This is a genomic window from Zhihengliuella sp. ISTPL4 (assembly GCF_002848265.1).
Taxonomy (GTDB): domain Bacteria; phylum Actinomycetota; class Actinomycetes; order Actinomycetales; family Microbacteriaceae; genus Microbacterium.
This window is the reverse complement of record NZ_CP025422.1, coordinates 763,118-789,764: the sequence shown is the minus strand read 5'-3', so window position 1 is coordinate 789,764 and position 26,647 is coordinate 763,118. Positions and strand designations below refer to the sequence as shown.

Annotated in this window: 24 protein-coding genes; 4 read left to right on the top strand and 20 right to left on the bottom strand. The window is 70.6% G+C overall.

Features of this window, described 5'->3' with window-relative positions; translation table 11 throughout:
• Positions 1–57 precede the first annotated feature (57 nt).
• From CYL12_RS03820 to efp, 3 genes are read right to left on the bottom strand one after another with little or no spacing between them, the layout of a single operon-like run.
• Positions 58–3,018, bottom strand: a complete 2,961-nt coding sequence (locus tag CYL12_RS03820) for a DEAD/DEAH box helicase (protein WP_101845676.1) — start codon at positions 3,016–3,018, stop codon at positions 58–60.
• A gap of 43 nt (positions 3,019–3,061) precedes the next feature.
• Positions 3,062–3,472, bottom strand: coding sequence for a transcription antitermination factor NusB (nusB, locus tag CYL12_RS03815; RefSeq protein WP_101845674.1), 411 nt, complete (start codon positions 3,470–3,472; stop codon positions 3,062–3,064).
• 3 nt (positions 3,473–3,475) lie between these two features.
• Positions 3,476–4,036, bottom strand: a complete 561-nt coding sequence (efp, locus tag CYL12_RS03810; RefSeq protein WP_025103502.1) for an elongation factor P — start codon at positions 4,034–4,036, stop codon at positions 3,476–3,478.
• Positions 4,037–4,212: 176 nt separating this feature from the next.
• Between efp and CYL12_RS03805 the strand changes: the two genes are divergently transcribed.
• Entirely contained in the window at positions 4,213–4,551 is a 339-nt protein-coding gene (locus tag CYL12_RS03805; protein ID WP_101845672.1) for a hypothetical protein, read from the top strand.
• Positions 4,552–4,561: 10 nt separating this feature from the next.
• Here the strand turns inward: CYL12_RS03805 and aroQ are convergent, their stop codons facing one another.
• The 12 genes from aroQ to CYL12_RS03745 form a co-directional block, all read right to left on the bottom strand.
• Positions 4,562–5,002, bottom strand: coding sequence for a type II 3-dehydroquinate dehydratase (gene aroQ, locus CYL12_RS03800; protein WP_101845670.1), 441 nt, complete (start codon positions 5,000–5,002; stop codon positions 4,562–4,564).
• Positions 4,999–5,523 (bottom strand): GNAT family N-acetyltransferase, encoded by a 525-nt coding sequence (locus tag CYL12_RS03795; RefSeq protein ID WP_101845668.1) that lies wholly within the window; start codon positions 5,521–5,523, stop codon positions 4,999–5,001. The genes aroQ and CYL12_RS03795 overlap by 4 nt, the downstream gene beginning before the upstream one ends.
• Positions 5,520–6,608 (bottom strand): 3-dehydroquinate synthase, encoded by a 1,089-nt coding sequence (aroB, locus tag CYL12_RS03790; protein ID WP_101845666.1) that lies wholly within the window; start codon positions 6,606–6,608, stop codon positions 5,520–5,522. Before aroB ends, CYL12_RS03795 begins: the two co-directional genes overlap by 4 nt.
• Positions 6,605–7,123, bottom strand: a complete 519-nt coding sequence (locus CYL12_RS03785) for a shikimate kinase (protein ID WP_101845663.1) — start codon at positions 7,121–7,123, stop codon at positions 6,605–6,607. The genes aroB and CYL12_RS03785 overlap by 4 nt, the downstream gene beginning before the upstream one ends.
• Positions 7,107–8,336 (bottom strand): chorismate synthase, encoded by a 1,230-nt coding sequence (aroC, locus tag CYL12_RS03780; RefSeq protein ID WP_101845661.1) that lies wholly within the window; start codon positions 8,334–8,336, stop codon positions 7,107–7,109. Before aroC ends, CYL12_RS03785 begins: the two co-directional genes overlap by 17 nt.
• A gap of 58 nt (positions 8,337–8,394) precedes the next feature.
• Entirely contained in the window at positions 8,395–9,207 is an 813-nt protein-coding gene (locus CYL12_RS03775; RefSeq protein ID WP_101845658.1) for a shikimate dehydrogenase, read from the bottom strand.
• A 4-nt stretch (positions 9,208–9,211) separates the two neighbouring features.
• Entirely contained in the window at positions 9,212–10,747 is a 1,536-nt protein-coding gene (gene mltG, locus CYL12_RS03770; RefSeq protein ID WP_101845656.1) for an endolytic transglycosylase MltG, read from the bottom strand.
• 2 nt (positions 10,748–10,749) lie between these two features.
• The gene (gene ruvX / locus CYL12_RS03765; protein WP_060923676.1) at positions 10,750–11,223 is read right to left on the bottom strand and encodes a Holliday junction resolvase RuvX; all 474 of its coding nucleotides are present in this window, start codon (positions 11,221–11,223) and stop codon (positions 10,750–10,752) included.
• Positions 11,220–13,880 (bottom strand): alanine--tRNA ligase, encoded by a 2,661-nt coding sequence (gene alaS, locus CYL12_RS03760; RefSeq protein WP_101845654.1) that lies wholly within the window; start codon positions 13,878–13,880, stop codon positions 11,220–11,222. Before alaS ends, ruvX begins: the two co-directional genes overlap by 4 nt.
• A 55-nt stretch (positions 13,881–13,935) precedes the next feature.
• Positions 13,936–14,124, bottom strand: a complete 189-nt coding sequence (locus CYL12_RS03755) for a hypothetical protein (protein ID WP_101845652.1) — start codon at positions 14,122–14,124, stop codon at positions 13,936–13,938.
• Positions 14,125–14,234: 110 nt separating this feature from the next.
• The gene (gene rpsD / locus CYL12_RS03750; RefSeq protein ID WP_025103514.1) at positions 14,235–14,864 is read right to left on the bottom strand and encodes a 30S ribosomal protein S4; all 630 of its coding nucleotides are present in this window, start codon (positions 14,862–14,864) and stop codon (positions 14,235–14,237) included.
• 181 nt (positions 14,865–15,045) lie between these two features.
• Entirely contained in the window at positions 15,046–16,407 is a 1,362-nt protein-coding gene (locus CYL12_RS03745; protein ID WP_101845650.1) for a replication-associated recombination protein A, read from the bottom strand.
• Positions 16,408–16,507: 100 nt separating this feature from the next.
• Here CYL12_RS03745 and CYL12_RS03740 point away from each other — a divergent pair, with 100 nt between their 5' ends.
• Positions 16,508–16,810: a hypothetical protein gene (locus CYL12_RS03740; RefSeq protein WP_101845648.1), complete on the top strand. Its 303-nt coding sequence runs from the start codon at positions 16,508–16,510 to the stop codon at positions 16,808–16,810.
• 15 nt (positions 16,811–16,825) lie between these two features.
• Here CYL12_RS03740 and CYL12_RS03735 read toward each other — a convergent pair whose 3' ends face one another.
• Positions 16,826–17,575, bottom strand: a complete 750-nt coding sequence (locus tag CYL12_RS03735; protein WP_101845646.1) for a winged helix-turn-helix domain-containing protein — start codon at positions 17,573–17,575, stop codon at positions 16,826–16,828.
• Positions 17,572–19,377 carry an FAD-dependent oxidoreductase gene (locus CYL12_RS03730; RefSeq protein WP_101845644.1) on the bottom strand — a complete coding sequence of 602 codons (1,806 nt, stop codon included), beginning with the start codon at positions 19,375–19,377 and terminating at the stop codon, positions 17,572–17,574. The genes CYL12_RS03735 and CYL12_RS03730 overlap by 4 nt, the downstream gene beginning before the upstream one ends.
• 279 nt (positions 19,378–19,656) lie before the next feature.
• Here CYL12_RS03730 and CYL12_RS03725 point away from each other — a divergent pair, with 279 nt between their 5' ends.
• Together CYL12_RS03725 and CYL12_RS03720 are read left to right on the top strand one after the other, a co-directional pair.
• Positions 19,657–21,009, top strand: a complete 1,353-nt coding sequence (locus CYL12_RS03725; protein ID WP_233486830.1) for a DUF349 domain-containing protein — start codon at positions 19,657–19,659, stop codon at positions 21,007–21,009.
• Positions 21,010–21,068: 59 nt separating this feature from the next.
• Positions 21,069–21,617, top strand: a complete 549-nt coding sequence (locus CYL12_RS03720; protein ID WP_101845642.1) for a type IV toxin-antitoxin system AbiEi family antitoxin — start codon at positions 21,069–21,071, stop codon at positions 21,615–21,617.
• On the opposite strand, the gene CYL12_RS03715 is transcribed toward CYL12_RS03720, so the two are convergent.
• The 3 genes from CYL12_RS03715 to secD form a co-directional block, all read right to left on the bottom strand.
• Positions 21,604–23,856 (bottom strand): RelA/SpoT family protein, encoded by a 2,253-nt coding sequence (locus CYL12_RS03715; RefSeq protein WP_101845640.1) that lies wholly within the window; start codon positions 23,854–23,856, stop codon positions 21,604–21,606. The genes CYL12_RS03720 and CYL12_RS03715 overlap by 14 nt on opposite strands.
• Positions 23,857–23,921: 65 nt before the next feature.
• A complete protein-coding gene (gene secF, locus CYL12_RS03710; RefSeq protein ID WP_101845639.1) occupies positions 23,922–24,911 on the bottom strand; it encodes a protein translocase subunit SecF in 990 nt (329 codons plus the stop codon).
• Positions 24,911–26,641, bottom strand: coding sequence for a protein translocase subunit SecD (gene secD / locus CYL12_RS03705; protein WP_101845637.1), 1,731 nt, complete (start codon positions 26,639–26,641; stop codon positions 24,911–24,913). The genes secF and secD overlap by 1 nt, the downstream gene beginning before the upstream one ends.
• Positions 26,642–26,647: the final 6 nt, after the last annotated feature.

Here is a 26,647-nt window from a genome sequence, read left to right as displayed (position 1 = left end):
GTTCGATTGTACCGACGGCTCCCTGAGCACCAGGCGGGACGGGCCGGGGAAAACGGTCTAGTCGTCGAAGAGACCGCGGATGTCGTCGGCGGTGAGCGCCTGGGCGAAGAGCGCGTCGTCGTCGAGAACGGCCGTGAACAGCCGCGCCTTGCGGCGTTGCAGCGCGAGGACCTTCTCCTCGATCGTGCCGGTCGCGATCATGCGGTAGACGAACACCTGGCTGCGCTGGCCGATGCGGTGCGTGCGGTCGACGGCCTGCGCCTCGGCGGCGGGGTTCCACCACGGGTCGAGGAGGAAGACGTAGTCGGCCTCGGTCAGGGTGAGTCCGAATCCGCCGGCCTTCAGGCTGATGAGGAAGATGGGCTGCTCCCCCTCCGCGAAGTCCGTGACCACCCGCTCGCGATGCCGCGTCGAGCCGTCGAGGTGCGCGTACGGGATACCGGCGGCCTCCAGACGCGCGGCCGCCATGTCGAGGAAGGACGTGAACTGGCTGAACACGAGCGCGCGGTGCCCCTCCGCCTGCAGCTCGACGATCCGCTCCAGGAGCTCGTCGAGCTTGCGGGAGCCGAGGCGCGCGTCGGCCGGGTCGATCAGTGCCGGGGCGAGGCTCAGCATCCGCAGCAGCGTCAGGGAGCGGAACACGATGAAGCGGTTGCGGTCGAGGTCCTCCAGCAGACCGAGCACCTTCTGCCGCTCCCGCTGCAGCACCGTCTCGTAGAGCTCGCGATGCCCCGTGCTCAGCTCGACCTCCAGCACCTGCTCCTGCTTCGGCGGAAGATCGGGGGCGACGAGCTCTTTGGTGCGGCGGAGCACGAGCGGACGGATCCGCCGTCGGAGCTGCGCGAGGCGGCGCTGCCGATACGGTCCGCCCTCCGCATTCTCCGGGACCTTCCCCTGCTCGATCGGCTGGATGTAGTGCTCCCGGAACTTCCGCGCCGAGGCGAAGAGCCCGGGCGCAGTGAGCTTGAGCAGCGCCCAGAGCTCCTCGAGGCTGTTCTCCAGCGGCGTGCCCGTGACCGCGATGGTGACGTCGGCCGGGAAGCGGGCGACGGCCCGGTGCAGCTTCGTCGCCGGATTCTTCACGAACTGGGCCTCGTCGAGGATCAGTCCGGCCCAGGAGACGCCCGCGAACCCCTCTTCGTCGAGCCGGGCGACGGCGTAGGTCGTCAGCACGACGTCGGCCTCGCGAGCCGCGACACTCGCCGACGGCCCGGCCGTGGAGTCCCGGGTGACCACGCGGAGGTTGGGAGCGAATCGCGCGGCTTCGGTGCGCCACGTGGCCAGCACGGACGTCGGGACCACGACGAGGAAGGGGCGCTCCTCCCCCGCCGCCCTGGCATGCAGGATGAGCGCGAGGAGCTGGACGGTCTTCCCGAGCCCCATGTCATCGGCGAGGATGCCGCCGAGGCGGTGCGTCCAGAGGAACGCGAGCCAGTCGAGGCCTTCCTTCTGATACGGCCGAAGGTGCGCGGTGAGCCCCGGCGGGATCGGCACGGCCGGCACCGCGGCCGCGCTGCGCAGCCCCTCGGCGGTGGCGCGCCAGCTCACCGCGGGAAGGGCTTCGTCCGCCAGGTCCTCGAACTCCTCCCACAGATCCGTCTGATGACGACTGATCCGTGGGCCCGTCTCCCACTCGTCGAGGTCTCCGGCCTCGTCGAGCAGGTCACGCAGACGGTCGAGCGCCGGGTGGTTCAGGGAGAAGTAGCTGCCGTCGACGAGCAGGAGCTTCCGTCTCCCCGCGCTCAGGGCGGTGAAGAGCGGCTCGAACGGGATGTTCCGACCGTCGATGCGGACGATCACACCGAGGTCGAACCAGTCCGGGTCGGTGCTCTCCACGGTCGAGACCGTGATCTCCGGCTCCCCGGCGAGCTCGCGATACGTCTTGCGGCGGCCGGACACCTCCACCTCGACGCCCTCCGCCTCCACGGCGGGGACGACGCGGGTCATGAACTCCGCGGCCTCCACGTCGTGGAACGCCCCCGCGGGGGCGAACGCGACGCCGTGCTCCTGCCAGACGTTCCGGATCCGCTCCGTCACCCCGGCCTCGGCCTGCGGATCGCGCACGGCCTCCGGACCCGGCGTGAACGGCACCCGCCCGAAGCCGCGATAGTCCCACTCGACGGCGTACTCCACGGTGTCTCCGCGACGGAACGCCACCCGCAGCACGGCACGGGGCGGCGGGAGGTCCGGCAGCGAGACGCGGCCGACCGCGCGGACGGAGAGGCAACGCGCGAGGAGCGGATAGGCATCCTGGAGGAAGGCCGTCTCCTCCTCCGCGGGGACGACGAGCGTCTGGGCCCGGAGCAGCGACTGCGCCGGCCCTGCGAGCGGAAGCTCAGCGAGCGTCACCTGGAGGCGCGACCCGCTCTGCGCGACCTCGTACACGCCGGAGCGCCCGAGGGGCCTGATGCTGCCAGGCGGCGTCTCGCGCCCGTCCACCGTCACGACCGGCCGGACCACGAGGCCGCCGTCGTCGCCGCGGGACACCGCCGCCGTCAGCTCCGCGGTATCCGCGAGGACGAGCGTCGTCGACCGCTGCGCCGCCACGAGCGGGATGCCGAGGCCGCCCGCCGATCGCAGGTGCCCCCAAAGGAGCCGCGACTCGATCAGGTCGGCGACGAGCCAGTCCCCGGCCGTGCCGGAGAGCAGCGTGTCGCGCGCGATGCTGAGGAGATCGGCGAACCACCGCGATCGTTCCCGACCGTACTGGTCCGGCGCGCGGCGTACCGCGTCCCAGGTGGCGGAGCCGAGCACCCAGGATCCCGTCGCCGCGCTCCGCTCCAGCGGACGGATGCCGAGGAGGATCTCTCCGGTCGCCTTCGCGACATCACGCGGAATCGCGGTGCGCTGCGGCCGGGACGCCCACGGATTCGCTCCTCGGGCGTCGCGGATGCGCAGCTCGAACCCGAGGGCCAGCGGGGTCGTCGCCGCCGGAGCGGCGCCGCCCTCGAACAGCGCGCGCCAGTCCCGCGCCCCGTCTCCCGGGGCACCCGAGGCGGAGGCGGGCGGGCGGATCATGGGACGATCCTGCCCGCCACCGCCGACACCGCCGCTGCGGCGTTCAGGCCGAGCGGGCGACGCGGGCGAGCACGCCGTGCACGAACGCGCCCGACTCATCGGTGGAGAACTCCTTCGCGAGCTCCACCGCCTCGTCGATCGCGACCGCGGTCGGCACCTCGTCGTTGTAGAGGATCTCCCACGCGCCGATGCGCAGCAGGGCGCGGTCGACGGCGGGCATCCGCTCGAGCTTCCAGTCACGGCTGTGCGTCGTGATCTGCTCGTCGATCTCGTCGCGCTGGTCGATGATGCCGTCGACGATCTCGCGGGCGTACAGCCACGACGCCTCGCGCGCGGGCTCGTTCGCCGCACGCTTCGCCTCGGCGGCGAGGGCCACCGCGACGTCGTCGCCGCGGACGTCGGCGGAGAACAGGATGTCGAGCGCGCGCTTGCGCGCCTTCGTGCGGGCGCTCACGCCTTACTTCTCGCGGCCGAGGTACTCGCCCGTGCGGGTGTCGACCTTGACCTTGGTGCCGGTCTCCAGGAACAGCGGGACCTGGATCTCGTAGCCGGTCTCGAGCGTCGCGGGCTTGGTGCCGGCCGACGAGCGGTCGCCCTGCAGGCCGGGCTCGGTGTAGGTCACCTCGAGGATGACCGACGCCGGAAGGTCGATGTAGAGGGGGTTGCCGTTGTTGAGGGCGATGGTGACCTGCTGGTTCTCGAGCAGGAAGTTCTTCGCGTCGCCGACCGTGGCGGCCGGCAGCGTGATCTGGTCGAAGTCGGTCTGGTCCATGAACACGAACCCGTCACCGTCGGTGTAGAGGTAGGTGTAGTCGCGACGGTCGACGTTCTCGATGTCGATCTTCGCACCGGCGTTGTACGTGCGGTCCACGGTCTTGCCCGAGACGACGTTCTTCAGCTTCGTGCGGACGAACGCGCCGCCCTTGCCGGGCTTGACGTGCTGGAACTCGATGACGCTCCAGAGCTGCCCGTCGATGCTGAGGACGACGCCGTTCTTGATGTCTGCGGTGGATGCCATGTGCGAGGAGTTCCGTTCCTGAGTCCGTGGGGGCCGGGGTCGGCCGACAGTCGATTCTACGGGATGCCCGGCGCGGGCCGCCGCGGAGGCACGATAGACGCTGCTCCGTGAGAGCGGAAGCCCCGTGACGGCCGTGACCGCCCCCGGCAGGCTGGAGCTGGACAGGAGGAATCGACATGAGCGAGAACGGCCGCGAGCAGGACCCGACCAGGATGGCGAATCAGCCGGCGCTGCGGACGTCGTCCGGGGCTGTGTGGCTCATCGTCGCCGCGATCTTCACGGCGGTCAGCCTCGTGCCCCTGATCGGAATCGTCCGCAGCGGCGGCGCGGCGGGGACCGTCGGCCTGATCACCGCGATCGTCCTGGTCCTGGGCCTGGTCGCGATGGTGGTCATCCGCCTCGCGGTGTCGAGCGTGCGTCCGCGGCTCCGTGCGCTGGCCGGCTGTTTCCTCGCCATGGCCCTGCTGACGCTCGTGGGCATCACGGTGTGCGTGCTGCTCGTCGGCCTGCCCTGATCCCGCGCGCTCAGAGCTGCGCGACGAGCTCCCGGACGGCCTCGGCATAGCCCTCCACGCCGCGTCCGATGACACGGACCGCGGCGACGTCGTGCAGGAACGAGTGGTGACGGAACTCCTCGCGGGCGTAGACGTCGGAGATGTGCACCTCGGCGAACGGCAGGGCGACGCCGGTGAGCGCGTCGCGCAGGGCCACCGACGTGTGGGTGAGTCCGCCCGGGTTGATGACGATGCCCGCGCAGTCCGCCCGCGCATCGTGGATCGCGTCGATGAGCACGCCCTCGTGGTTGCTCTGCAGCGCCCGCACCTCGAACCCGAACGCCGCGGCGGCCTCGGCGGTGATCCGCTCGACGTCGGCGAGGGTCGCCGTGCCGTACACCTCGGGTTCGCGAGTGCCGAGGAGGTTCAGGTTGGGGCCGTTGACGAGCAGCAGCCGACGCGGAGCGGTCATGCGGGCACGCTCCCCGTGTCGGCCAGTCCGCGGCGCATGACCCACTCCCGACCGAAGCCGGAGGTCTCGATCTCGCCGGTCCGGACGAAGCCGAGTCGACGATAGACAGCCTGCGCCCGCTCGTTGTCCACATGGACCTCGAGCACGAGGGCAAGGAGGCCGCGATCGCGGGCCCAGGCGGCCGCGGCGTCGAGGAGCGCATCGATGACGCCCGCACCGCGGTGCGCATCCGCCACGTAGACCCCCACGACCAGGCCGGCGTCATGCTGCTCACGATGCGGGAGCAGCGTGATCGTCCCGGTCCAGGTGCCGTCGTCGGCGATCGCGACGAACTGCGCCGCGGCCGCGTCACCCGAGGCGTTCGCCGCGCGCTCCTGCCAGAAGCGGTCGGGCTGTGCGGCGGCGTGCTCGACGGTGTCGAGGAAGGCCATCGGCGCGGCGGGGTCGGCGAGAGCCTGCAGCCGCAGCGCCTTCACCTCCCGCCAGTCTTCCGGCGTGATGCGCCGGACGGCGATGCTCATGCGCCGATCTCCTGATACGCGGCGAAGAGCAGCGACTCGTCGGGCGCCTGGAGCACGGTGGGCTTGGCGATGTCGTCCAGCAGGATGAAGCGGAGCATGCCGCCGCGGCTCTTCTTGTCGCGCTGCATCGTGGCGAGCAGCTGCGGCCAGGCTCCGGCACGGTACGAGGTTGGCAGGCCCAGCGACTCGAGGATCGTGCGGTGGCGCTCCGCCGCGGCGTCAGACAGCCGCCCCGCGAGCCGGGACAGCTCCGCGGCATACAGCATGCCGATCGAGATGGCCGCCCCGTGCCGCCAGCGATACCGCTCGGCATGCTCGATCGCGTGGCCGAGCGTGTGGCCGTAGTTCAGGATCTCGCGCTGTCCGGCCTCGCGGAAGTCGTCCGAGACGACCTGCGCCTTCATGTCGATCGCGAGTTCGACGGACCGCCGGAACTCCTCCGTCGTGGTGTCGACCGCGCGCGCGGGATCGGCCTCGATGATGTCGAGGATCTCCGGCGCCCAGATGAAGCCGGCCTTGACGACCTCCGCGAACCCCGCAGTGGCCTCGTTGGGGCTCAGGCTGCCCAGCTCGTCGAGGTCGCCGATCACCGCGCGCGGTGCCCAGAAGGCGCCGACGAGGTTCTTGCCCTCCGCTGTGTTGACCCCGGTCTTTCCGCCCACGGCGGCGTCCACGAGGCCGAGCACGGTGGTGGGCACCTGAACGATCTGGATGCCGCGCAGCCAGGTCGCCGCGACGAAGCCGGCGAGGTCGGTCACCGCTCCCCCGCCGTAGCCGACGACGGCGTCCGTGCGCGTGAAGTCCGCCTGACCCATGACCTGCCAGCAGAACGCGGCCACCTCGATGCGCTTGCCCTGCTCGGCATCCGGGATCTCGGCGAGCAGCACCTCGCGCGGGCCATCGGCGGTGTCGGCGAGGAGTCGGTCGCGGAGTTCGGCGGCGCGGGCCGCGAGAGTCGGCGGGTGCACGACGAGGATCTTGCGGACGCCCGGCGCGAGAGCCGCCGACACCTGGTCGAGGATCCCCCGTCCGATCGTGATGTCGTAGGCGTCGTTCCCGGTGACGCTGATGGTCGTCGTGCTCATCGCTGTTCTCTCCTCCATGCCACGATCTCGTCCGCGATGCGCTGCATCGGACGCCGTGAGGTGTCGAACGTGGTCGACGCCACCTCGTCATACCATCCTCGCCGTTCCGCGAAGATGCGCTTCCACTTCTCGACCGGGTCCTCGCCCGCCAGCAGCGGGCGCGTCCCGCCGCGCAGTCGGTCGGCCACCGCGGCCTCGCTCACGGTGAGGAAGACCACGGGGTGCGCACGCAGCAGCGCGCGCGTCTCCGGGTCCGTGACCGCGCCGCCGCCGAGGGAGATCACGCCGCCCTCGGCGAGAGCCTCACGGACCGCCGCGCGCTCGAGCTCCCGGAAGTGCGCCTCGCCGTGCGTGGCGAAGATCTCCGGGATCGGGCCGTGCGCGGCGACGATGCGCTTGTCGGTGTCGATGAAGGCGACCCCCAGACGCCGCGCGACCCGTCGCCCGACACTGGTCTTGCCGGACGCCATCGGTCCCACGAGGACCAGCGTCAGCGGCTCAGCCTCGTTCGTCATGCGCGATGAGCGCCGCCTCGGACGCGGGGGCCGTGCGCAGCTCCTCGGGAATGCCCTCGAGGTATCCCTCCAGGTTGCGGCGCGTTTCGCGGATGCTGTCGCCGCCGAACTTCTCCAACACGGCGCGGGCCAGCTCGATGGCGACCATGGCCTCCGCGACGACGCCTGCCGCGGGCACGGCGCAGACGTCGGAACGCTGGTGGTGCGCGGTCGCCTCGTCGCCGGTCGCGATGTCGATCGTGCGCAGCGCGTGCGGCACGGTCGCGATCGGCTTCATGCCCGCCCGCACGCGCAGGACGGTCCCCGTGGACATGCCACCCTCGGTGCCGCCGGCGCGGTCCGTGCCGCGGGCGATGCCGTCGGCGGTGGCGAAGAGCTCGTCATGGGCGGCCGAACCCCGGCGACGTGTGGTCTCGAAGCCGTCGCCGACCTCCACGCCCTTGATCGCCTGGATGCTCATGAGCGCCTGGGCCAGTCGGGCGTCCAGGCGACGGTCCCAGTGCACGTGGGACCCGAGGCCCGGGGGGAGGCCGTACGCGAGGACCTCGACGATGCCGCCGAGCGTGTCGCCGTCCTTCTTTGCGTCGTCCACCTCCGCGACCATGAGTGCCGAGGTCGCGGGGTCGAAGCACCGCAGCGGGTCGGCGTCCAGCGCGTCGACGTCGTCCGGGGTCGGCAGCGCCGCGCCATCCGGCACGCGCACCGGGCCGATGGAGAGCGTGTGGCTGACGAGCCGGATGCCGAGCTCACCGAGGAAGGAGCGGGCGACGGCGCCGAGCGCCACGCGGGCGGCGGTCTCCCGGGCGCTCGCACGCTCGAGGATCGGACGGGCCTCGTCGAAGTCGTACTTCTGCATGCCCACGAGATCGGCGTGGCCCGGACGCGGCCGGGTCAGCGGCGCGCCACGACCGCGCGAGCGGTCGGTGAGCTCCACCGGCTCCGGGTTCATGACCTCGATCCACTTCGGCCACTCGGTGTTGCCGATGCGCAGGGCGATGGGGCTGCCCAGCGTCTTCCCGTGCCGGACGCCACCGGAGATGGTGAGCTCATCCTGTTCGAACTTCATCCGGGAGCCCCGTCCATAGCCGAGCTTGCGGCGGGCGAGGTCGGCCTGGATGGCCTCGGACGACACCGGGACGCCGGAGGGCAGACCCTCCATGACGGCGATGAGTTCTGGGCCGTGCGATTCGCCGGCCGTGAGCACGCGGAGCATGTGCTCTAGTCTCCCATGCGTTTCCCCCCGCGCCGTGCCGCGTTTCGTCGGGCGGCGCTCAGAGGGTGGCGCGCATCGCGGCGAGGACCGCGTCCTCGTCCGGAAGCGGTGAGACCGGGTCGCCGTGCACGAAGACCCGGATCTGCCGGACCGCCTGATGCAGCAGCATCCCGAGCCCGGAGACCACCGGTGCCGCGCCCCATGACGCCGCCAGTGCGGACGGCCACGGCGCGTAGGCGGCGTCGAACAGCGCGCCGCCGGTCTCGGCCAGACGGGCGGCACTCTCCGGCGGCAGCGCGGTGCCGGAGGGCAGGGTCGCCACTGTGAGGTCGACGGCGCCGTCCGCCTCGTCGAGCGGTCGCGGGGTGACCACGACGCCGCGTCGCTGCCCGATCCCGACGAGCCCCGCGGCCCGCTCCGGCCGACGGGCGGCGACCTCGACCCGTGTCGCCCCCATGTCGGCGAGGGCGACGAGGGCCGAGGCCGCCGTGGCTCCGGCGCCGAGGATCCGCGCCGTCCCGATCTCGCGGATCCCGGCATCGCCGAGTGCGTCGACGATCCCGCCGACGTCGGTGTTGAACCCCGCCGGTGTCTCGGAGAGCAGGAGCGTGTTGACCGCGCCGGTCACCTCCGCGTGGGCGTCTCGGGTGGCGGCGTATCGGTACGCCTCCTCCTTGAGCGGCATCGTCAGGGACAGGCCGCGCCAGGAGTCGTCGAGCCCCTCGACCGCATCGGCGAAGCCCTCCGCGCCGACCTGGCGGCGCCCGTACTCCCAGTCCAGCCCGAGCACGGCATAGGCCGCGGCGTGCAGGGCCGGCGACCGGGAGTGCCCGATCGGGTCACCCCAGACCGCCAGCTTCCTCCGGTTCACGGCGTCAGCAACCGGCGTCGGGGTTCGCGCGGCACCAGTCGCGCCACTTCTCCACACCCTGCTCGTGCTCCGCCAGAGTCTCCGAGAACTGCGTCTCGCCGGTCTCGAGATTCACGGTGACGAAGTAGATCCACGACCCGTCTGCGGGGTGCATCGCGGCATCGATCGCGGCATCGTTCGGGCTCGCGATCGGCGTGACCGGGAGGCCCTTGTGCACGTAGGTGTTCCACTCGTTGGGGTCTTCGAGAGCTTCCGCCGAGCTGGAGACCACGCCCTCATGCAGGGAGCCGTACCCGTACTGCGCCGTCGAGTCCATCTGAAGCAGCATGTCATCGTCGAGGCGGTTCTGGATCACGCGGGACACCTTGGCGAAGTCGTCTGTGCGGCCCTCGCGCTGGATGATCGAGGCGATCGTGAGGATCCGCTGCGCGTCCTCGTCCGGCACGCCGGCGGCAGCGAGCGATTCGCGTGTCCGGTCGACCATGCGCTGGATGACCTGAGTCGCGGTCACCTCGGGGTCGAACGTGTACACGGCGGGGAACAACCATCCCTCCAGGCTCTGCGCCTGCACGCCGTACGCGGACGGATCGGCGACGGCCGCCTCGAGATCGGCCAGCGGCATGCCGAGAGTCTCCGCCATGGATGGGAGCGCCGAGTCGATCGTCCCACCCTCCGGCATGGACACGGTGTTCTCGAGCTTGTTCTCCTCGTTGCGGAGCGCGGCCAGGGCGTCCTCGGCGGTCATCTTCTCCTGCAGGCGATAGACACCGGGATAGAAGGTCACTGCGATGTTCTCGTCGATCAGGTAGTCGTAGAACACGTCCTCGGTCTTCGTGACGCCGGCCTCGTACAGCGCCGTCGACACCGGGCCTCCCGTGTCGCCCTCCTTGATCGTGACGAGCACCTCGCCGCTCGCCTGGCCCGGCTCCCAGTCCTTCGGCTCGCCCCAGCCCATGGCGTCTGCGATGCGGTCGCCGAAGGTGTTCGCGACCCAGACGCCTCCCGCGGCGATGCCACCGAGGATGACGAGGACGATGATCAGGGCGATGAGGCAGCCCTTGCGGCGCTTTTTCTTGGTCGGCGCGCCGTGATCACGGCCGTCGTCCTGAGCGGCGAAGATCTCGTCGAGTCCGCCGCCCAGCGCCGGTGCGGGGTCTTCCGTGCCGGTCGACCGGCGCGGGCCCGGAGCGGGGGCCTCGTCCGCGCTCGTGGCGGCGACGGGCATCGCTCGCGTCACGACCGGTTCGGCGTCTGCGGCATCCGCCCGCGGCCGGTGGTCGGTCGTGGCAGCATCCGCGGTGGTCGCCGCCGAGACCGGGCGGGCGGGCACATCGACACCGGGTGCGACACCGGCGTCCGGAGCGGGCGGGGCGTCCTGCTCGCGCGCGGCGGCCTCCCTGGCCGCACGGCGGGATCCGGGTGCCGGCGTGTCATCTCCGGCGGTCGGGACCTGCGGGGACGGAGCGGGAAGGTTCTCGAACAGATCCCCCAACCGGGTGCTCTGCTCGTGCTCGGGCGCACGGCTCTCGCGTTCGGACATGTTCAGGCGGGCTCCTCGTCAACGGGGACCGGGGCACCGGCCGGGTTTCCGGTGCTCTTCTCCGTGTCGATCGCCTGCTGCAGCAGCACCACGGCGGCGACCTGATCCACAATGCTACGAGAGTTCTTCTGTGATCGCCCAGAACTCCGCAACGCGGCATGCGCGGAGACGGTGCTCAGACGCTCGTCGACGAGGCGGACCGGCACGCCGCTGCGTGCCTGGAGCGCCGCCGCGAATTCGCGCGCATCGACCGTCGACGGCGTGTCCGCGCCCTGCATGTTCACCGGCAGCCCGACGACGATCTCCAGCGGCTCGTACTCCGCAGCCAGCTCCGCGATGCGCGTGAGTGAGCGCTCGTCGCGCGGCACGGTCTCGACGGGGACGGCCAGCATGCCGTCCGGATCGGACCGAGCCACGCCCACGCGGGCCCGGCCGACGTCGATACCGAGCCGGACCCCGCGGCGATAACCGCTCACGCGCCGCGCAGCTCCTGGGAGACGGCCTCGAGCGCGGCGGGCAGCGCCTCCGCGTCGGTCCCGCCGCCCTGGGCGACGTCATCCCGACCGCCGCCGCCTCCGCCGAGCACACCGGCGGCGCGCTTCGCGAGCGCACCCGCCTTCGCACCGGCACCGCGCGCAGCCTCGTTCGTGGCGACGACGACGACGGGGCGACCGTTGACGACCGCACCGAGCGCGACGACCGCGGGGTCGGAACCCAGCCGGTCGCGCACGCCGTTGACGAGTTCACGCACGTCGTCGGCCGAGGCCACCTCACCGAGCGTCTGCGCCGCCACGCGGAAGTCTCCGACCCGCGTCGCGGCCTCGGCGATGGCGGGGATGCGCCCCGCCCGCTCCTTCGCCTCGAACTGCGCGATGCGCTTCTCCGCGGCCTTGAGGCTCGCGGCGAGATCGGCGATCCGCTCGGGGAGCTGCTCGCGCGGGGTCTTCAGAGAGGCGGTGAGCTGCGACACGAGGGCCCGCTCCGCCGCAAGCTCACGGAATGCATCCGCGCCGACGAGAGCCTCGATCCGGCGGTTGGAGGCGCCGACCGACGACTCCCCCACCACGCTGACCAGGCCGATCTCCGCACTGGTCGACACGTGCGTGCCGGCGCAGAGCTCGCGCGACCACGGGCCGCCGATGTCGACCATCCGCACGACGTCGCCGTACTTCTCGCCGAAGAGCGCCATGGCGCCCGCTTCCTTGGCCTCGTCGAGCGTCACGATGCGGGTGGTGACCTCGAGGGCGTCCTGCACGGCGCGGTTCGTGATCTCCTCGATCTCCGTGCGGGTGTCCGCCGACAGCGCCTGCGACCAGGCGAAGTCGAATCGCATGTACCCGGCGCGGTTCAGCGATCCGGACTGCGTGGCCGTCGGACCGAGCGTGTCGCGGAGGGCGGCGTGCACGAGGTGGGTGGCGGAATGCGCCTGGCGGGCGGCGCGGCGGTTGGCGGCGTCGACGATCGTCGTCGCGATGTCGTCGACCGCGACCGTGCCGCGGGAGACCTCGACCGTGTGGCTGATCAGCCCGGGGACCGGACGCTGCACGTCGAGGACCTCGAGCTCGTAGCCCGGGCCCACGATGGTGCCCTTGTCGGCGACCTGACCGCCGGACTCGGCGTACAGCGTCGTCTCGGCGAGGACGACCTCGGCGATCTGCCCCTCGGCGGCGCTGCGCACCGGCGCGCCGTCGACGAGCAGGCCGAGCACACGGGACTCCACCTCGAGGGCCGTGTAGCCGTCGAAGCCCGTCTCGCCCAGCGCGCGCAGGTCGCGGTACACCGAGACGTCCGCGAGCTGGCGCTTGCGGTTGCGGGCGTCGTCCTTCGCGCGCTGCCGCTGCTCCTGCATGAGGGAGTCGAACGCGGCGCGGTCCACGTCGAGTCCGGCTTCCTCGGCGACCTCCAGGGTGAGGTCGATCGGGAACCCGTAGGTGTCGTGCAGCAGGAACGCCTCGGAACCGCTGAGGGTCTTCCCGCCGCCCTTCTTCGTCTCATCCAGCGCGAGGTCGAGGATGGTCGATCCCTGCGCCAGGGTGCGCCGGAACGTCTCCTCCTCGGCGAAGGCCGCGGAGGAGAGCACGGACCAGTCGCGCTCCAGCTCCGGGTACGCCGACTTCATCGCGTCGCGGGACGCGGCGAACAGCTCGGGGAACGCGGGGTCGTCGACGCCGAGCAGACGCATGGCGCGCACGGTCCGGCGCATGAGACGCCGCAGGATGTAGCCGCGGCCCTCGTTCGACGGGCGGACGCCGTCGGAGAGCAGCATGAGCGAGGAGCGCACGTGGTCCGCGATCACGCGGAAACGGACGTCGTCCTCGTGCACGGCGCCGTAGCGACGGCCGGAGAGCTCGACGGCGCGGTCGAGGACCGGACGCACCTGGTCGGTCTCGTACATGTTCTCGACGCCCTGCTTGAGGAACGCGACGCGCTCCAGGCCCATGCCGGTGTCGATGTTCTTCATCGGCAGCTCGCCGACGATGTCGAACTCGGTCTTGCCGCGGATGTTCTCGATGAAGTCCTGCATGAACACGAGGTTCCAGATCTCCAGGAACCGCGAGTCGTCGACCGCGGGACCGCCATCCCTGCCGTAGGCAGGGCCGCGGTCGAAGAAGATCTCGGAGTCGGGTCCGCCGGGACCGGGCTGGCCGGTGTTCCAGTAGTTGTCCGCGCGGCCGAGGCGCTGGATCCGCTCCGGCTTGAGTCCGATGATGTCGCGCCAGATCGCCTCGGCCTCGTCGTCGGTCTCGTAGACGGTGACCCAGAGGTCCTTCTCGTCGAAGCCGAGGCCGCCGTCGGCCTCCGAGCTCGTGAGCAGCTCCCAGGCGTAGCGGATCGCGCCTTCCTTGAAGTAGTCACCGAACGACCAGTTGCCGAGCATCTGGAAGAACGTTCCGTGACGCGCGGTGCGCCCGACCTCCTCGATGTCGTTGGTCCGGATGCACTTCTGCAGGTCGGCGATGCGCGGGTGCGGCGCCGGGACCACGCCCGTGAGGTACGGGATCATCGGGACCATGCCGGCGACCGTGAACAGCAGCGACGGGTCGTCGCTGACCAGGGATGCCGAGGGGACGATGAGGTGGTCGTTCTTCTCGAAGTAGGAGAGGTAGCGCTGCGCGATTTCCGCAGTTTTCATAGGAGTGCCGGATGTCCTTGCGTGAGGGGGCGCGCCGAGGCGCTGGTGCGGGGGGTCAGTTCTCGCCCGGCTCGGTCAGCCGAGCCTCCTGCTCGCGATACGCGTCGCTGAGGATCGCGGCGAGGCCGTTGAGGCGGGCGTCGACGTCGGCCAGGATGTCATGGCCCCGCGGGTCCTTGTTCATGAAGTGAGCCGCGACGAAGCCGCCGATCACGCCGATCAGGAACCACAGCACATTCTTCATGTCGTCATCCTTGCCCTAGAGCCGCGAAGGCGCGGTCTCTCCATCGTAGGCGGAAACGACAGGAGGCGTCGGGAACCCCGACGCCTCCTGCCTGATGCTCTTCCGCTGGATCAGCGGGCCGCGTAGTACTCGACGACGAGCTGCACTTCACAGGTCACGGGGACCTCGGCGCGCTTCGGACGACGGACCAGACGGGCCTGGAGCTTGTCGAGCTCGACCTCGAGGTAGCCCGGAACGGCCGGCAGGACCTCGGCGTGACCGCCGGCGGCCGCCACCTGGAAGGGCTCGAGGCCCTCGCTCTTGGGCTTGACGTGGATGAGCTGACCCGGCTTCACACGGAACGACGGGCGGTCGACGAGCTGGCCGTCGACGAGGATGTGACGGTGCACGACGAGCTGGCGCGCCTGTGCCGTGGTGCGGGCGAAGCCCGAACGCAGGACGAGGGCGTCGAGACGCATCTCGAGGAGCTCGACGAGGTTCTCACCGGTCAGACCGTCCTGACGACGGGCCTCGTTGAACGCGATGCGCAGCTGCTTCTCGCGGATGCCGTACTGCTCGCGCAGACGCTGCTTCTCACGCAGACGGACGGCGTAGTCGCTGTCGGCCTTGCGCTTGGTGCGGCCGTGCTCGCCCGGAGCGTAGGGACGCTTCTCGAGGTAGCGGGCGGCCTTGGGGGTGAGGGCCACGCCGAGGGCGCGGCTGAGACGCACCTTGCGGCGGTCCTGGGACTTCGTGACCACGAAGTTATCCTTCCGATGACGTGGACGTGGATTTCACGTCCGACGGACGTATCACCGCGTTCTGCCTCGGGGCGCACGCCGGGGTGCCGTCGAGGTGGGGTGTGAACGAGGAGATGCCCGAAAACTCGGTTTCGAGCCGCTCAAGTCTAACAGACGGCGACAGTCGGCCGCGGCTGTCGGGTCATCGGTCGCCGAGGATGCGGCGGATGCGCTCCAGCCGGGCACTGATGTCGCGCTCCGCGCCGAGGTTCTTCGGCTCGTAGTAGTGTCGCCCGTCGAGCTCGTCCGGCAGGTATTGCTGCGGCACGATCCCGAACTCGCTGTCGTGCGCGTAACGATAGCCGCGGCCGTGGCCCAGGCGCTTCGCTCCGGGATAGTGCGCGTCGCGGAGGTGAAGGGGCACGCGCCCGAATCCCCCCGCGCGGATGTCGGCGATGGCGGCATCGATGCCGACGTAGGCGGCGTTGGACTTCGCGGTCGTGGCCAGATAGACGGTGGCCTCCGCGAGCGGTATGCGCCCCTCCGGCATCCCGATGAAGGCGACCGCGTCGGCGGCGGCCACCGCGATGCCGAGCGCCTGGGGGTCGGCGAGCCCCACGTCCTCGGACGCGGAGATGACGAGCCGCCGGGCGATGAACCGTGGGTCCTCCCCCGCCTCGATCATGCGGGCGAGGTAGTGCAGCGCCGCGTCCGGGTCGGAGCCTCGGATCGACTTGATGAAGGCGCTGATGACGTCATAGTGCTCGTCGCCCTGGCGGTCGTAGCGGAGCAGAGCCTTGTCGACGGCCTGCGCCACGTCGTCGGCGGTGACCTCGGGGACGACCGTCTCCCGGTCTTCGCCGTCCTCGGCCTCGGCCGCGGCGGCGTGCGAGAGCGCCACGGCAGCGGCGGCCTCCAGCCCGGTGAGGGCGCGACGGGCGTCCCCGGAGGCGAGGCGGATGAGGGCCGACCGCGCCTCGTCGCTGAGCGCGACCGTACCGGAGAGTCCGCGGGCATCCGCCACCGCGCGGTCCACGAGCACGCCGATGTCGTCATCGGTGAGCGGCTGCAGCGTGAGCAGCAGCGAGCGCGACAGCAGGGGCGAGATCACCGAGAACGACGGGTTCTCCGTGGTGGCCGCGATGAGGATGACCCACCCGTTCTCCACGCCGGGCAACAGGGCGTCCTGCTGAGCCTTGGTGAAGCGGTGGATCTCATCGAGGAAGAGGATCGTCGTCTGCCCGTACAGGTCACGCTGCGTGATCGCCTCCTGCATGACCTCCCGCACGTCCTTCACGCCGGCGGTGATGGCCGAGAGCTCGACGAACCGGCGGCCGGAGGAGCGGGCGATGGCCTGGGCGAGCGTGGTCTTGCCGGTGCCCGGCGGACCCCAGAGGATGATCGACACCGCACCGGGAGAGCTGGCCTCCGGGTCGGCGAGGGCGACGATGGGCGACCCGGCCCGCAGCAGATGACGCTGTCCCGCGACCTCGTCCAGCGACACCGGACGCATGCGCACGGCGAGCGGTGTCTGCCCGGAGAGCAGGGCGGAGGGAGAGGACATTCCTCCAGGCTAACGGCGGCCGGGGACACGAGGCGAGGTCGGCGCCCCGGTAGGCTCTCAGGCGACGTCGTGGACCGGCGTCGGACGGGAGAAGCAGGGCATGGCCGCACGCGGTTCCAAGAAGGCGCAGACACGCACCGAGGCGGAGCGCGCTCGGCTGCACGCCGCTCGCACCCGCTGGCACCAGGACCAGATCCGCCGACGCACCCGCGATAACGCCATCGCGATCACGGTCGGCGCCCTCATCGTCGTGGGCGCCATCGTCAGCCAGGTGGTGCACGCGCAGGTGACCACACCGGAACCGTCGCCGTCCCCCTCTCCATCCTCGTCGATCGAACCGTCGCCGGCGCCGACCGAGGCACCGACGGAGGCTCCGACCGCACCCGCCACTCCCTCGGAGTGAACCGATCCGGCGGGATCAGTCGTCGAGCACGGCGAGTCGATAGCCCCGCTTGACCACCGTCTGCACGAGGTCGACGTCGCCGAGGGCTTCCCGGAGCCGCGCCACAGCGACCTCGACGGCTCGAGGACTCCGCCGCCCGCCGGGGAGCACCTGCCCGATCTCCGTCCGGCTGAGCACGCGCCCGTCGGCCACGAACAGCGCTTCCATGACGCTCACGGCTCCGCGGGAGAGCGGGACGAACGCGCCGTCGATGAGAACGCCCCCGCTGCGCACCGCCACGTCGCCGACGTCCGTCCGCCGTTCCTGTCCTGCGCGGGCGAAGTGATCGATGACCGTGCGGGCGAGGTCTTCCGCCGTCGGCCCGCACGCTGTGGACGCAACCAGTCCGAGCTCCGCCAACTGAGCCGTCGCGGTCGGGTCGGCCGTCGCCAACAGCAATCGCGAAGCCCGCGCGCGGGCGCGCACCGCGTCGAGCATGCCGAGGCGCTCGATGATCGCCAGGAGACCCGGCACACCCTCGGCGGCGGGGAACAGCACGGCGTCGACCTGTCCGGTCGCGATGCGATGTGCCGTTCGCTTCGTGCCGGCGGGGATCGCCTGAGCATCGCGCAGCGACACGATCCGCACGACCTCCGACCCGCTGCCGGTGAGCGCGTGCAGAAGCGCGTCGGCATCGACGGGCTCGGGCCGCACCGGCCGTGTCGCCTCGGCGATCGCGATGCGGGAACCCACGAGTGCCGGGGCCGCGCGGGTGGGCGCGCTCATCTCGCCCCCTCTGCGGACCGCACTCCCGCCGCCGTCCCGGTACCGCTGTGGTCGACGTCGCGACGCCGGCGGGTTCCCCCTTCCGCGGGTCCGACCAGCGGTGTCACCGGCTGGCGCCCGCCGGTTTCCGGCTCCAGGCCCTGGATCACCGCGCCTGCGGCCCGGAGGCCCGCCAGCACCCGCGGGAGGTCGCCGTCCCGGATCCCCCCGACAGTGATCGTCCCCTCGCCGAGACCGATCGTGGCGTCGTGACGCTGGGCCAGGCGGCCGATCGTGAGGAGGAGCGCAGCGTCGATCTCCCTCCCGAGCTCGACGTCCACGACGGAAGCGGCCGCCGTACCGCGGAGGCGGACGCCCGGTCGGCGGTCGGGGATGTCGGCAGGGGCGGGGTCACGCTGCAGCAGCGCGATCGCCAGACGGCGGAGGCAGGGCCCGCAGTCACGGCTTTCCCCCGCTGCGGCCAGGGCATCGGGGAAGGTCCGGATCCCCCGGCGATCCAGCTCGACACTCAGCGCGTCCAGCGGAAGCGTCAGGAGACCGTGACCGCACTTCTCCGCCCGGTGCTCGGACGCAGGTGGCGCCAGAAGCACACGAACCTCCGTGCGCCGATCGGTGTCATCGCGCGAAAGCCGGGTTAGCCATGGCTCACCCGGTTCGCCGATCGTCGTCGCGCCGTACACCTGACGCGCATTTTCGGAGAGCAGGATCTCTCCGAACCGGCGTCCGTCGAGGGCCGGTAGTGGGACGGCGAAGACCGGCTCACGGACGTCGTCGATACGCAGGACGGCAAGGTCGATACCACCGGGCCGTCCGTACCAGCGCCGCGGTCCGGGGTCCGCGAGCGGAGCGCCGCATAGCGCGGCGACGGCACGGCCCGCAGAGGAGCATGCAGCTTCGACGCCCCGCTCGAGCTGGACGGCTCCCACCGCGACATCCCCGATGGCGAGGATCCGCTCGTCCTCCGTCCGCCCGTCGGCATCCACGATCACGCCTCCGCTCTGGCGCACCGGGAGGCCGGCGTTGAGCGCGAGTTCGTCCCTGGCCCGCGCGGCGGTCGTCACGACGAGGTCCGCCCGGGCGAAGGTCCCGTCCTGGAACTCGACCGCGGTGACGGCACCGGCCTCGTCGGGATCGACGCGCGTCAGCCGCGTCCGGGTCCGCACGGTGATCCCGCGTGCCTCCACGACCCGCCGCAGGGACGCCGCCGCAGATGCAGACAGCACGGAGGGAAGCAGTCGATCCGTGGTGGCGACGAGGGTCGTCTGCACTCCGGCCTCATTCAACGCGAGCGCGACGTCGACCCCTGTCTCGTCGCCGCCGACGACCACCGCTCGGAGGGCACGCGGCAGCTCCGTCGCGCGGATGGCGAGGAACGCGCGCAGCGTCTGTGCGTCTTCCATCGAGCGGAAGGTGAAGGACCCTCGGGCGCGGATGCCTGGCACCTCGAGTGGCCGGGCGTGGGTCCCGGTCGCCAGGATGAGCGCGTCGTAGTCGTACCAGCGACGCGACCGGGTCCGCACGCGGCGTCCCGCCCTGTCGATACGCAGCACCCGGTCGTCGTCGATCAACCGGACCCGATCGTCGCGGAACGGGGCACGGTCGAGATCGATGCCCGACGCCGCGTCGCCGGCGACCACCCGCGCCAGCCCGGAGCGGTCGTAGGGTAGCCGCCCCTCGTCACCGAACACCGTGATCCGCACGTCCCGCTCCGGGTCTTCCAGCATCCGCGCGACGAAACGGTGCGCGGCGATCCCCGCTCCGACGACGAGGAGCTCGGCCGTCTGCTCTGCGCTGTCGTCCATGGAACTCCTGTCGACCTGGGGACTGTCGTGGTCGCGACGATAGGAGCGCTGTGTTACCCGGAGATGACGCGGAGTGTTTCCTGCGTCGAACGTTCTGCTCACGAAACGGTAACGTCCCGATCCGCCGAGACCCCGGGTCGTCGTCGAGACCCCGCCTCGTTCACGCACGAAACGCGGGGTCTCGGCGGGAAGACGGGGTCTCGCGGATCGAAGAGGGCGTACTAGGCTGAGCCTCGTCCTTTCCGCCTCCCGCGGCGTGACCGCGCAAGGAGAATCACCGTGTCTGCCAACGAGCCCGCGAAGCCGACCCCGCCCGTTCCCACCCCGCCCGCCGTGCCGATGCCGCGGAAGACGCCCACCCCGGCCGCCGTCGCCGCGCCCGCCGCGAAGCCGACCCCGGTCTCGTCCGCCGGTGAATGGGGCCGCGTGTCCGAAGACGGCACCGTCGAGGTGCGCGAGGGAGAGACCTGGCGCGTCGTCGGTCAGTATCCGGACGGCACCCCCGACGAGGCCCTCGCCTACTTCGTCCGCAAGTACGACGACATCGCCTTCAAGGTCGTCGCGCTGGAGCAGCGCCACCAGGCCGGCGGCGCCTCGGCGAGCGACCTGTCCAAGCAGGCCGCCCACCTCATCGACGAGGCCACGGACGCTGCGGCCGTCGGCGACCTCGCCGGACTCCGCGACCGTCTCACCGCCCTGACCGCCTCGCTGTCCGAGGCCACGGCCCAGGAGGCGCAGCAGGCGAAGGAGCTCGTGGACCAGGCCATCGCGGAGCGCACGGCCCTCGTCGAGCGCGCCGAGGCCATCGCCGCCCGTGATCTCAGCAAGGTGCAGTGGAAGCAGGTCACTGCCGAGCTCAACGAGCTGTTCGAGGCCTGGCAGTCCCAGCAGCAGAACGGCCCGCGCCTGTCGAAGGGAATCTCTCAGCAGCTCTGGAAGCGCTTCCGTGACGCCAGGGCCGTCGTCGACAAGCACCGCCGCGCGTTCTACTCCGAGCTCGACGACGCCCACAAGGCGGCGCGCGACGCGAAGTCCCGTCTCGTCGAGCGGGCCGAGGCGCTGGCGCCCCGCGGGGTCGACGGCATCCCCGCGTACCGATCGCTCCTCGACGAGTGGAAGTCCGCGGGCCGTGCCGGTCGCAAGGCCGATGACGCCCTCTGGGCGCGCTTCAAGGCCGCGGGCGACGCCCTGTACGCCGCCCGCGCCGAGCAGGCCGCTGCCGAGGAGGCCGACTCCGCCCCGAAGATCGAGGCCAGGCAGGCTCTGCTCGAGCAGGCCAAGGCGGTCGCCGACGAGCCGAACATCAAGCGGGCCCGTGCCCTGCTCACCCGCATCCAAAGGGAGTGGGACGAGGTCGGCCGCATCTTCCCGCGCGACAAGGAGCGCGCGCTCGACGACAAGCTCCGCGTCATCGAGCAGGCGCTCAAGGCGCGCGAGGACGTCGACTGGAAGAAGAACAACCCGGAGACCAAGGCGCGCGCGAACGACATGAGCTCGCAGCTGCACGAGGCCATCGAGAAGCTGGAGGCCGAGCTGGCCGCCGCCGAGAAGGCCGGCGACAGCAAGGCCGCCAAGGAGGCCGCGGACGCCCTCGAGGCCCGTCGCGCCTGGCTCAACGCCCTCGGCGGCTGAGCTCTCCACAGGTCCAGACATCTCCGTCTGAGGGGGGTGCATGACGTCACACTGGCGACATGCACCCCGCTCTGCTCTATCTCCCCGGCTCACGCTTGAGCTTGGCTGAACTCTGCGCGGCACGCCTCGACGGTCATGTCGTCGAGATCGGCGACGCGTACATCCCCGCCGACTTGCCCGAGTCTGCCGACGTGAGGGCGAGCAGCATCGCGTTCCTCGTACAGGAAGGATCTGCGGCCTGCGGTCCGACCGCCGCGTGGATCCACGGCGCCCGGGATGCACCGCCGGCGGTCCATCACGTGCGACGTTGTGTGGAACGTCGCGTGCGCCCCCGGCTGCACGCCAGGGTCGTCTTCCACGACACGGCGATCCCGGCGAGGGAGGTCGAGGAGCTCGGTGGCATCCGGGTCTCGATCCCGGTCCGCACGATGTGCGACCTGGCGACCGGTCTGCACCGGGATCCCCGCGTGCTCCCCTGGATGCAGGCCCTCGCACACGTCCGGCCCGACACGCTCGATGGCGCGATCGAGATCCTCCGAGGTCGCCACCGCGTCCCCGGCAGCGTCAGCGGCGTCGCGGCTCTCGAGCGGCTCGTCAGGAAGAGGTGACGCGGTACACGTCGTAGACCGCGTCGATCCGCCGCACGGCGTTCAGGACGCGGTCCAGGTGCACCGCATCGCCCATCTCGAACACGAACCGGCTCAGGGCCAGCCGCTCGTCCGTCGTCGTGACGGTCGCCGACAGGATGTTGACGTGGTGCTCGCTGAGCACCCGGGTGACGTCGGACAGGAGCCCGGAACGATCGAGGGCCTCGACCTGGATCTGCACCCGGAAGACGCTCTTCGTCGTCGGCGCCCAGGAGACTTCCACGAAGCGGTCCTGCTCGCCGCTGAGCGCCTTCACGTTGACGCAGTCGGCCCGGTGCACGGAGACACCGCTCCCCCGCGTGACGAAGCCGACGATGGGGTCACCGGGAACGGGCGTGCAGCACTTCGCGAGCTTGACGAGGATGTCGTTCGCGCCGCGCACGAGCACGCCGGAGTCGCCGCCTCGCGACTCGCGCGTCTGGACGCTGCCCGGCAGGTCGATCGCCCCGGTGGTCGGCTCGTCCGAGGCGACCAGCGCGGTGACCTTCTCCAGCACGGACTGCGTCGAGACGTGACCCTCGCCGACGGCGGCGTAGAGGCCGGAGACGTCCTCGTAGTGCATCTGATGCGCGACCTCGGTGAACGAGTCCTGGCTCATCAGACGCTGCAGCGGCAGGTTCTGCCGGCGCATCGCACGCGCGATCGCCTCTTTGCCCTGTTCGATCGCCTCCTCGCGACGCTCCTTCGTGAACCAGCCGCGGATCTTGTTCCTCGCGCGGGTGCTCTTGACGAAGCCGAGCCAGTCCTGGCTCGGCCCCGCGTCCGGATTCTTGGAGGTGAAGACCTCGACGACGTCGCCGCTCTTCAGCTCTGACTCCAGCGGCACCAGGCGTCCGTTGACCTTGGCGCCCATCGTCCGGTGCCCGATCTCGGTGTGCACGGCGTAGGCGAAGTCCACGGGTGTGGCGCCGGCCGGGAGGCCGATCACGCGTCCCTTCGGCGTGAAGACGTAGACCTCCTTGGCACCGATCTCGAACCGCAGCGAGTCCAGGAACTCGCCGGGATCGGCGGTTTCAGCCTGCCAGTCGGAGATGTGCGCGAGCCACGCCATGTCGGTGTCGGAGGCGCGGACCTCCGCCTTGCCGCCGCCGTTCATGCGCTCCTTGTACATCCAGTGCGCGGCGACACCGTACTCCGCCTGATGGTGCATCTCGTGCGTGCGGATCTGGATCTCGACCGTGCGACCGGCGGGGCCGATCACGGTGGTGTGCAGCGACTGATAGAGGTTGAACTTCGGGGTGGCGATGTAGTCCTTGAACCGGCCGGGCAGCGGCGTCCATCGTGCGTGGATCGCTCCGAGCACGGCATAGCAGTCGCGCACCGAGGAGACGAGGACGCGGATGCCGATGAGGTCGTAGATGTCGTCGAACTCGCGGCCACGGATGACCATCTTCTGGTACACCGAGTACAGCTGCTTGGGCCGGCCGACGACCTTGCCGCGGATGCGCAGGTCACGGAGGTCCTCGTCGATCTCCTCGATGACCTGACTCAGGTACTTCTCGCGCTGCGGGGTGCGCTGCGCGATGAGACTGTGGATCTCGTTGTAGATCTTCGGGTGGAGGACGGCGAAAGAGAGGTCCTCGAGCTCCGACTTGATCGCCTGGATACCGAGGCGATTGGCCAGGGGGGCGTAGATCTCCAGCGTCTCCTTGGCCTTCTTCGCGGCCTTCTCCGGCGGGACGAAGCCCCAGGTGCGGGCGTTGTGCAGTCGGTCTGCGAGCTTGATGAGCAGCACGCGGATGTCCTTCGACATCGCGACGATCATCTTGCGGACGGTCTCCGCCTGCGCGCTCTCCCCGTACTTGACCTTGTCGAGCTTGGTGACGCCGTCGACGAGCATCGCGACCTCGTCGCCGAACTCCGCGGTCAGATCCGTGAGCGCGTAGCCCGTGTCCTCGACGGTGTCGTGCAGCAGAGCCGCGGCGATCGCCCGCGGTCCGAGCCCGAGCTCCGCGAGGATCTGGGCGACGGCGAGCGGGTGCGTGATGTACGGCTCGCCGCTCTGCCGCTTCTGCCCCTCGTGCTTCTCCTTCGCGACCGCATAGGCACGGGAGATGACCGAGAAGTCGCCCTTGGGATGGTTGGCCCTGACAGTGCGGATCAGATTGTCGAGGTCGTTGATCCGGGACGCGCGCGAGAAGATGCGGGGCACCAGCCGTCGCAGACTCGAACCCTGCGACGCCGTCTGCGGCTCCGCCATCCACTCACCTCCGAATCAGACAATCCTACGCGCGCTGAGCGGGGGCCGGCCCCGCGGCGGGGGCGTCAGGCGTCGACAGCCGCCTTGCTCCGTGCGGCGCGGATACGCGCGTCGCGCTCCTTGATCTGCGGCTCGTTCTCGCGGAACAGCGAATACAGCGGCGCCGCGACGAACAGGGTCGAGTACGTCGCCACGAGGATGCCGACGAAGATCGACAGCGAGATGTCGGTCAGCGTCTCCGCGCCGAGCCAGAAGGCACCGATGAAGAGGATCGCACCGACCGGCAGCGCTGCCACCACGGAAGTGTTGATCGAGCGGATGAGGGTCTGGTTCACCGCGAGGTTGACCGACTCTCCGAACAGCCGCGAGGTCTTCTCCCCGTCCTCGGTGGTGTTCTCCCTGATCTTGTCGAACACGACGGTGGTGTCGTACAGGGAGTACGCGAGGATCGTCAGGAAGCCGATGACCGCCGCCGGTGAGATCTCGAACCCGGCGAGGGCGTACACGCCGACGGTGATCACGAGCACGTCGAGCAGGCCGATGATCGCGGCCGCCGACATCTTCCACGTGCGGAAGTAGATGGCGAGGATGAGGAAGGTCAGCGCGAGGAAGATCGCCAGACCCCACAGCGACTGCCGCGTCACGCTCTCGCCCCAGGCCGGGCCGATGAACGACGAGGCGACGGCATCCGGCTCGACGCCGTACGCGTCGGCGAGGGCGCGGGCGACCTGCTGCGTCTCCGCCTCCGTCATCTGGTCGGTCTGCACCCGGACGTCCTGGTCGTTGACGATGACGACCTTGGTGGCGGCCCCAGGGACCACGGACTGCACCGCTTCGGTCGCGGTGTCCTGATCCGTGGTGTCGGGGGCAGCCACGGTGAACTGCGATCCACCGGTGAACTCGATCGAGAACTGGATCGGGCGGAACAGCGGCACCAGGGCCGAGCCGACGACCAGCGCGATCGCGATGATGAACCAGAGGCGGCGGCGGCCGACGAACGGGAAGGAGGTCTTGCCCGTGTAGAGGTTGTTGCCGAACTCATTCATGGAAGCCATCAGTTGTCTCCCTCCCTTCCGGCGGTGGACTGTCTCTCCGCGGCGAGGGCCTCGGCCCGCTTGCGCTCGGCGATGGTCTGCCGGCGGTCCGCCTCTCCGCGCGAGCGTGCGTTCCGCGCCCCGCGCCCTGCGGACGCCGTGGCGACCTCTCGGTACTGCGAGCGGCTCCGGTACACGGCGCCCAGGGCTTCCGGATCGAGGCCGGAGAGCTTGTGCCCGCCGCCGAAGAAGCGGGTGCGGGCGAGCAGCTGCATCACCGGATGGGTGAAGATCACGAAGATCAGCACATCGATCACGGTCGTGAGGCCGAGCGTGAACGCGAAGCCCTTTACGGTCGAGTCCGCGAGGATGTACAGCACCACGGCGGCAAGGACGTTGATGGACTTGGAGATGTAGATGGTCCGCTTCGCCCGGCCCCAGCCGTCTTCGACGGCGCCGGTGATCGACTTGCCGTCGCGGAGCTCATCGCGGATGCGCTCGAAGTAGACGATGAAGGAGTCGGCGGTGAATCCGATCGACACGATGAGACCCGCGACCCCGGCGAGCGAGAGACGGAAGCCGATCCGCCACGCCAGGATGCAGATGACGATGTAGGTCAGCACCGCCATCACCGCGATCGACGCGATGATCACCGTCCCGAGTGCGCGGTACGACAGCAGCGAGTAGACCGCCACGAGCGCGAGACCGATGAGGCCCGCGATGAGGCCGATCTGGAGCTGCTGGGTGCCGAGGGTCGCGGAGATCGTGTCCGAGCTCTGCACCTCGAAGCTGAGCGGGAGGGCACCGAACTTGAGCTGGTCGGCCAGGGTCGTCGCGCTCTCCTGCGTGAAACTGCCCGAGATGCTGGGACGGCCGTCGAGGATGACGCCGTTCATGCGCGGCGCGCTGATGACCTCGCCGTCGAGCACGAAGGCGAACTGGTCGCGCGGCGACAGCCCGTCGATGCGGTTCTGGTTGAGCCGGGTGCTCACCTCGCCGAAGGCGTCCGCGCCCTCGCCGTTCATGGTGAGCTGCACGATCCAGGCACCGGAGCGCGGGTCGCGTCCCGCCGTCGCGTCGGTGATCGCGCGGCCGTCCAGCTCGGCCGGGCCGAGGATGAATTTGGCCGTGTCGTCGGGCGAGCAGGCGATCACCGGCTCGTCCTTCGGGGCCTTCGACGGGTCGTTGGCGGGGTTGGCGCAGTCGTACGCCTGGAACTCCGCCGCGAGCTTGTCGGTGACCCACGACAGGTCGCTGGCGTCGGTGGGCTCGGCCGTGGGCTCCGCGTTCAGCGAGGGGTCCGGGCTCGGGTACGGGGTGGAGTTGCCGTCCTCCCCGACGAACTCCGTGCTCGCGGCCGTGGTGTAGAGCACCGGACGGAACTCGAGCTGGGCACTGGACTGGATACGCTGACGCGTCTGCTCGTCCGCCTCACCGGGGATCTGGACGACGATGTTGCGCCCGCCCTCGGTCGTGATGTCGGCCTCGGCGACACCGGAGGCGTCGACACGCTGACGGATGATCGCCGCGGCCTGGTCGAGCTGCTCCTGGGTCGGCGCGGCTCCGTCCTCCGTCTCGGCGCTCAGGACGATCTGGGTGCCGCCCTGCAGATCGAGCGCGAGCTCAGGGGTCCAGGAACTCTGCTTGAAGACGTACACACCCAGCGCATTGATGCCGAAGAGCACGCCCGTCACGAGGAGCAGGCCGAGGAGGACCCGCCAGGCGTGACGGACCGGAGAAGATGAAGCCACGTGTGT

Coding starts and splice junctions, on each gene's coding strand:
- CYL12_RS03820 (WP_101845676.1), bottom strand. CDS start 3,018: ATGATCCGCCCGCCCGCCTCCGCCTCGGGTGCCCCGGGAGACGGGGCG.
- efp (WP_025103502.1), bottom strand. CDS start 4,036: ATGGCATCCACCGCAGACATCAAGAACGGCGTCGTCCTCAGCATCGAC.
- CYL12_RS03805 (WP_101845672.1), top strand. CDS start 4,213: ATGAGCGAGAACGGCCGCGAGCAGGACCCGACCAGGATGGCGAATCAG.
- aroQ (WP_101845670.1), bottom strand. CDS start 5,002: ATGACCGCTCCGCGTCGGCTGCTGCTCGTCAACGGCCCCAACCTGAAC.
- CYL12_RS03795 (WP_101845668.1), bottom strand. CDS start 5,523: ATGAGCATCGCCGTCCGGCGCATCACGCCGGAAGACTGGCGGGAGGTG.
- aroB (WP_101845666.1), bottom strand. CDS start 6,608: ATGAGCACGACGACCATCAGCGTCACCGGGAACGACGCCTACGACATC.
- CYL12_RS03785 (WP_101845663.1), bottom strand. CDS start 7,123: ATGACGAACGAGGCTGAGCCGCTGACGCTGGTCCTCGTGGGACCGATG.
- aroC (WP_101845661.1), bottom strand. CDS start 8,336: ATGCTCCGCGTGCTCACGGCCGGCGAATCGCACGGCCCAGAACTCATC.
- mltG (WP_101845656.1), bottom strand. CDS start 10,747: ATGTCCGAACGCGAGAGCCGTGCGCCCGAGCACGAGCAGAGCACCCGG.
- alaS (WP_101845654.1), bottom strand. CDS start 13,880: ATGAAAACTGCGGAAATCGCGCAGCGCTACCTCTCCTACTTCGAGAAG.
- CYL12_RS03755 (WP_101845652.1), bottom strand. CDS start 14,124: ATGAAGAATGTGCTGTGGTTCCTGATCGGCGTGATCGGCGGCTTCGTC.
- CYL12_RS03745 (WP_101845650.1), bottom strand. CDS start 16,407: ATGTCCTCTCCCTCCGCCCTGCTCTCCGGGCAGACACCGCTCGCCGTG.
- CYL12_RS03740 (WP_101845648.1), top strand. CDS start 16,508: ATGGCCGCACGCGGTTCCAAGAAGGCGCAGACACGCACCGAGGCGGAG.
- CYL12_RS03735 (WP_101845646.1), bottom strand. CDS start 17,575: ATGAGCGCGCCCACCCGCGCGGCCCCGGCACTCGTGGGTTCCCGCATC.
- CYL12_RS03730 (WP_101845644.1), bottom strand. CDS start 19,377: ATGGACGACAGCGCAGAGCAGACGGCCGAGCTCCTCGTCGTCGGAGCG.
- CYL12_RS03720 (WP_101845642.1), top strand. CDS start 21,069: ATGCACCCCGCTCTGCTCTATCTCCCCGGCTCACGCTTGAGCTTGGCT.
- CYL12_RS03715 (WP_101845640.1), bottom strand. CDS start 23,856: ATGGCGGAGCCGCAGACGGCGTCGCAGGGTTCGAGTCTGCGACGGCTG.
- secF (WP_101845639.1), bottom strand. CDS start 24,911: ATGGCTTCCATGAATGAGTTCGGCAACAACCTCTACACGGGCAAGACC.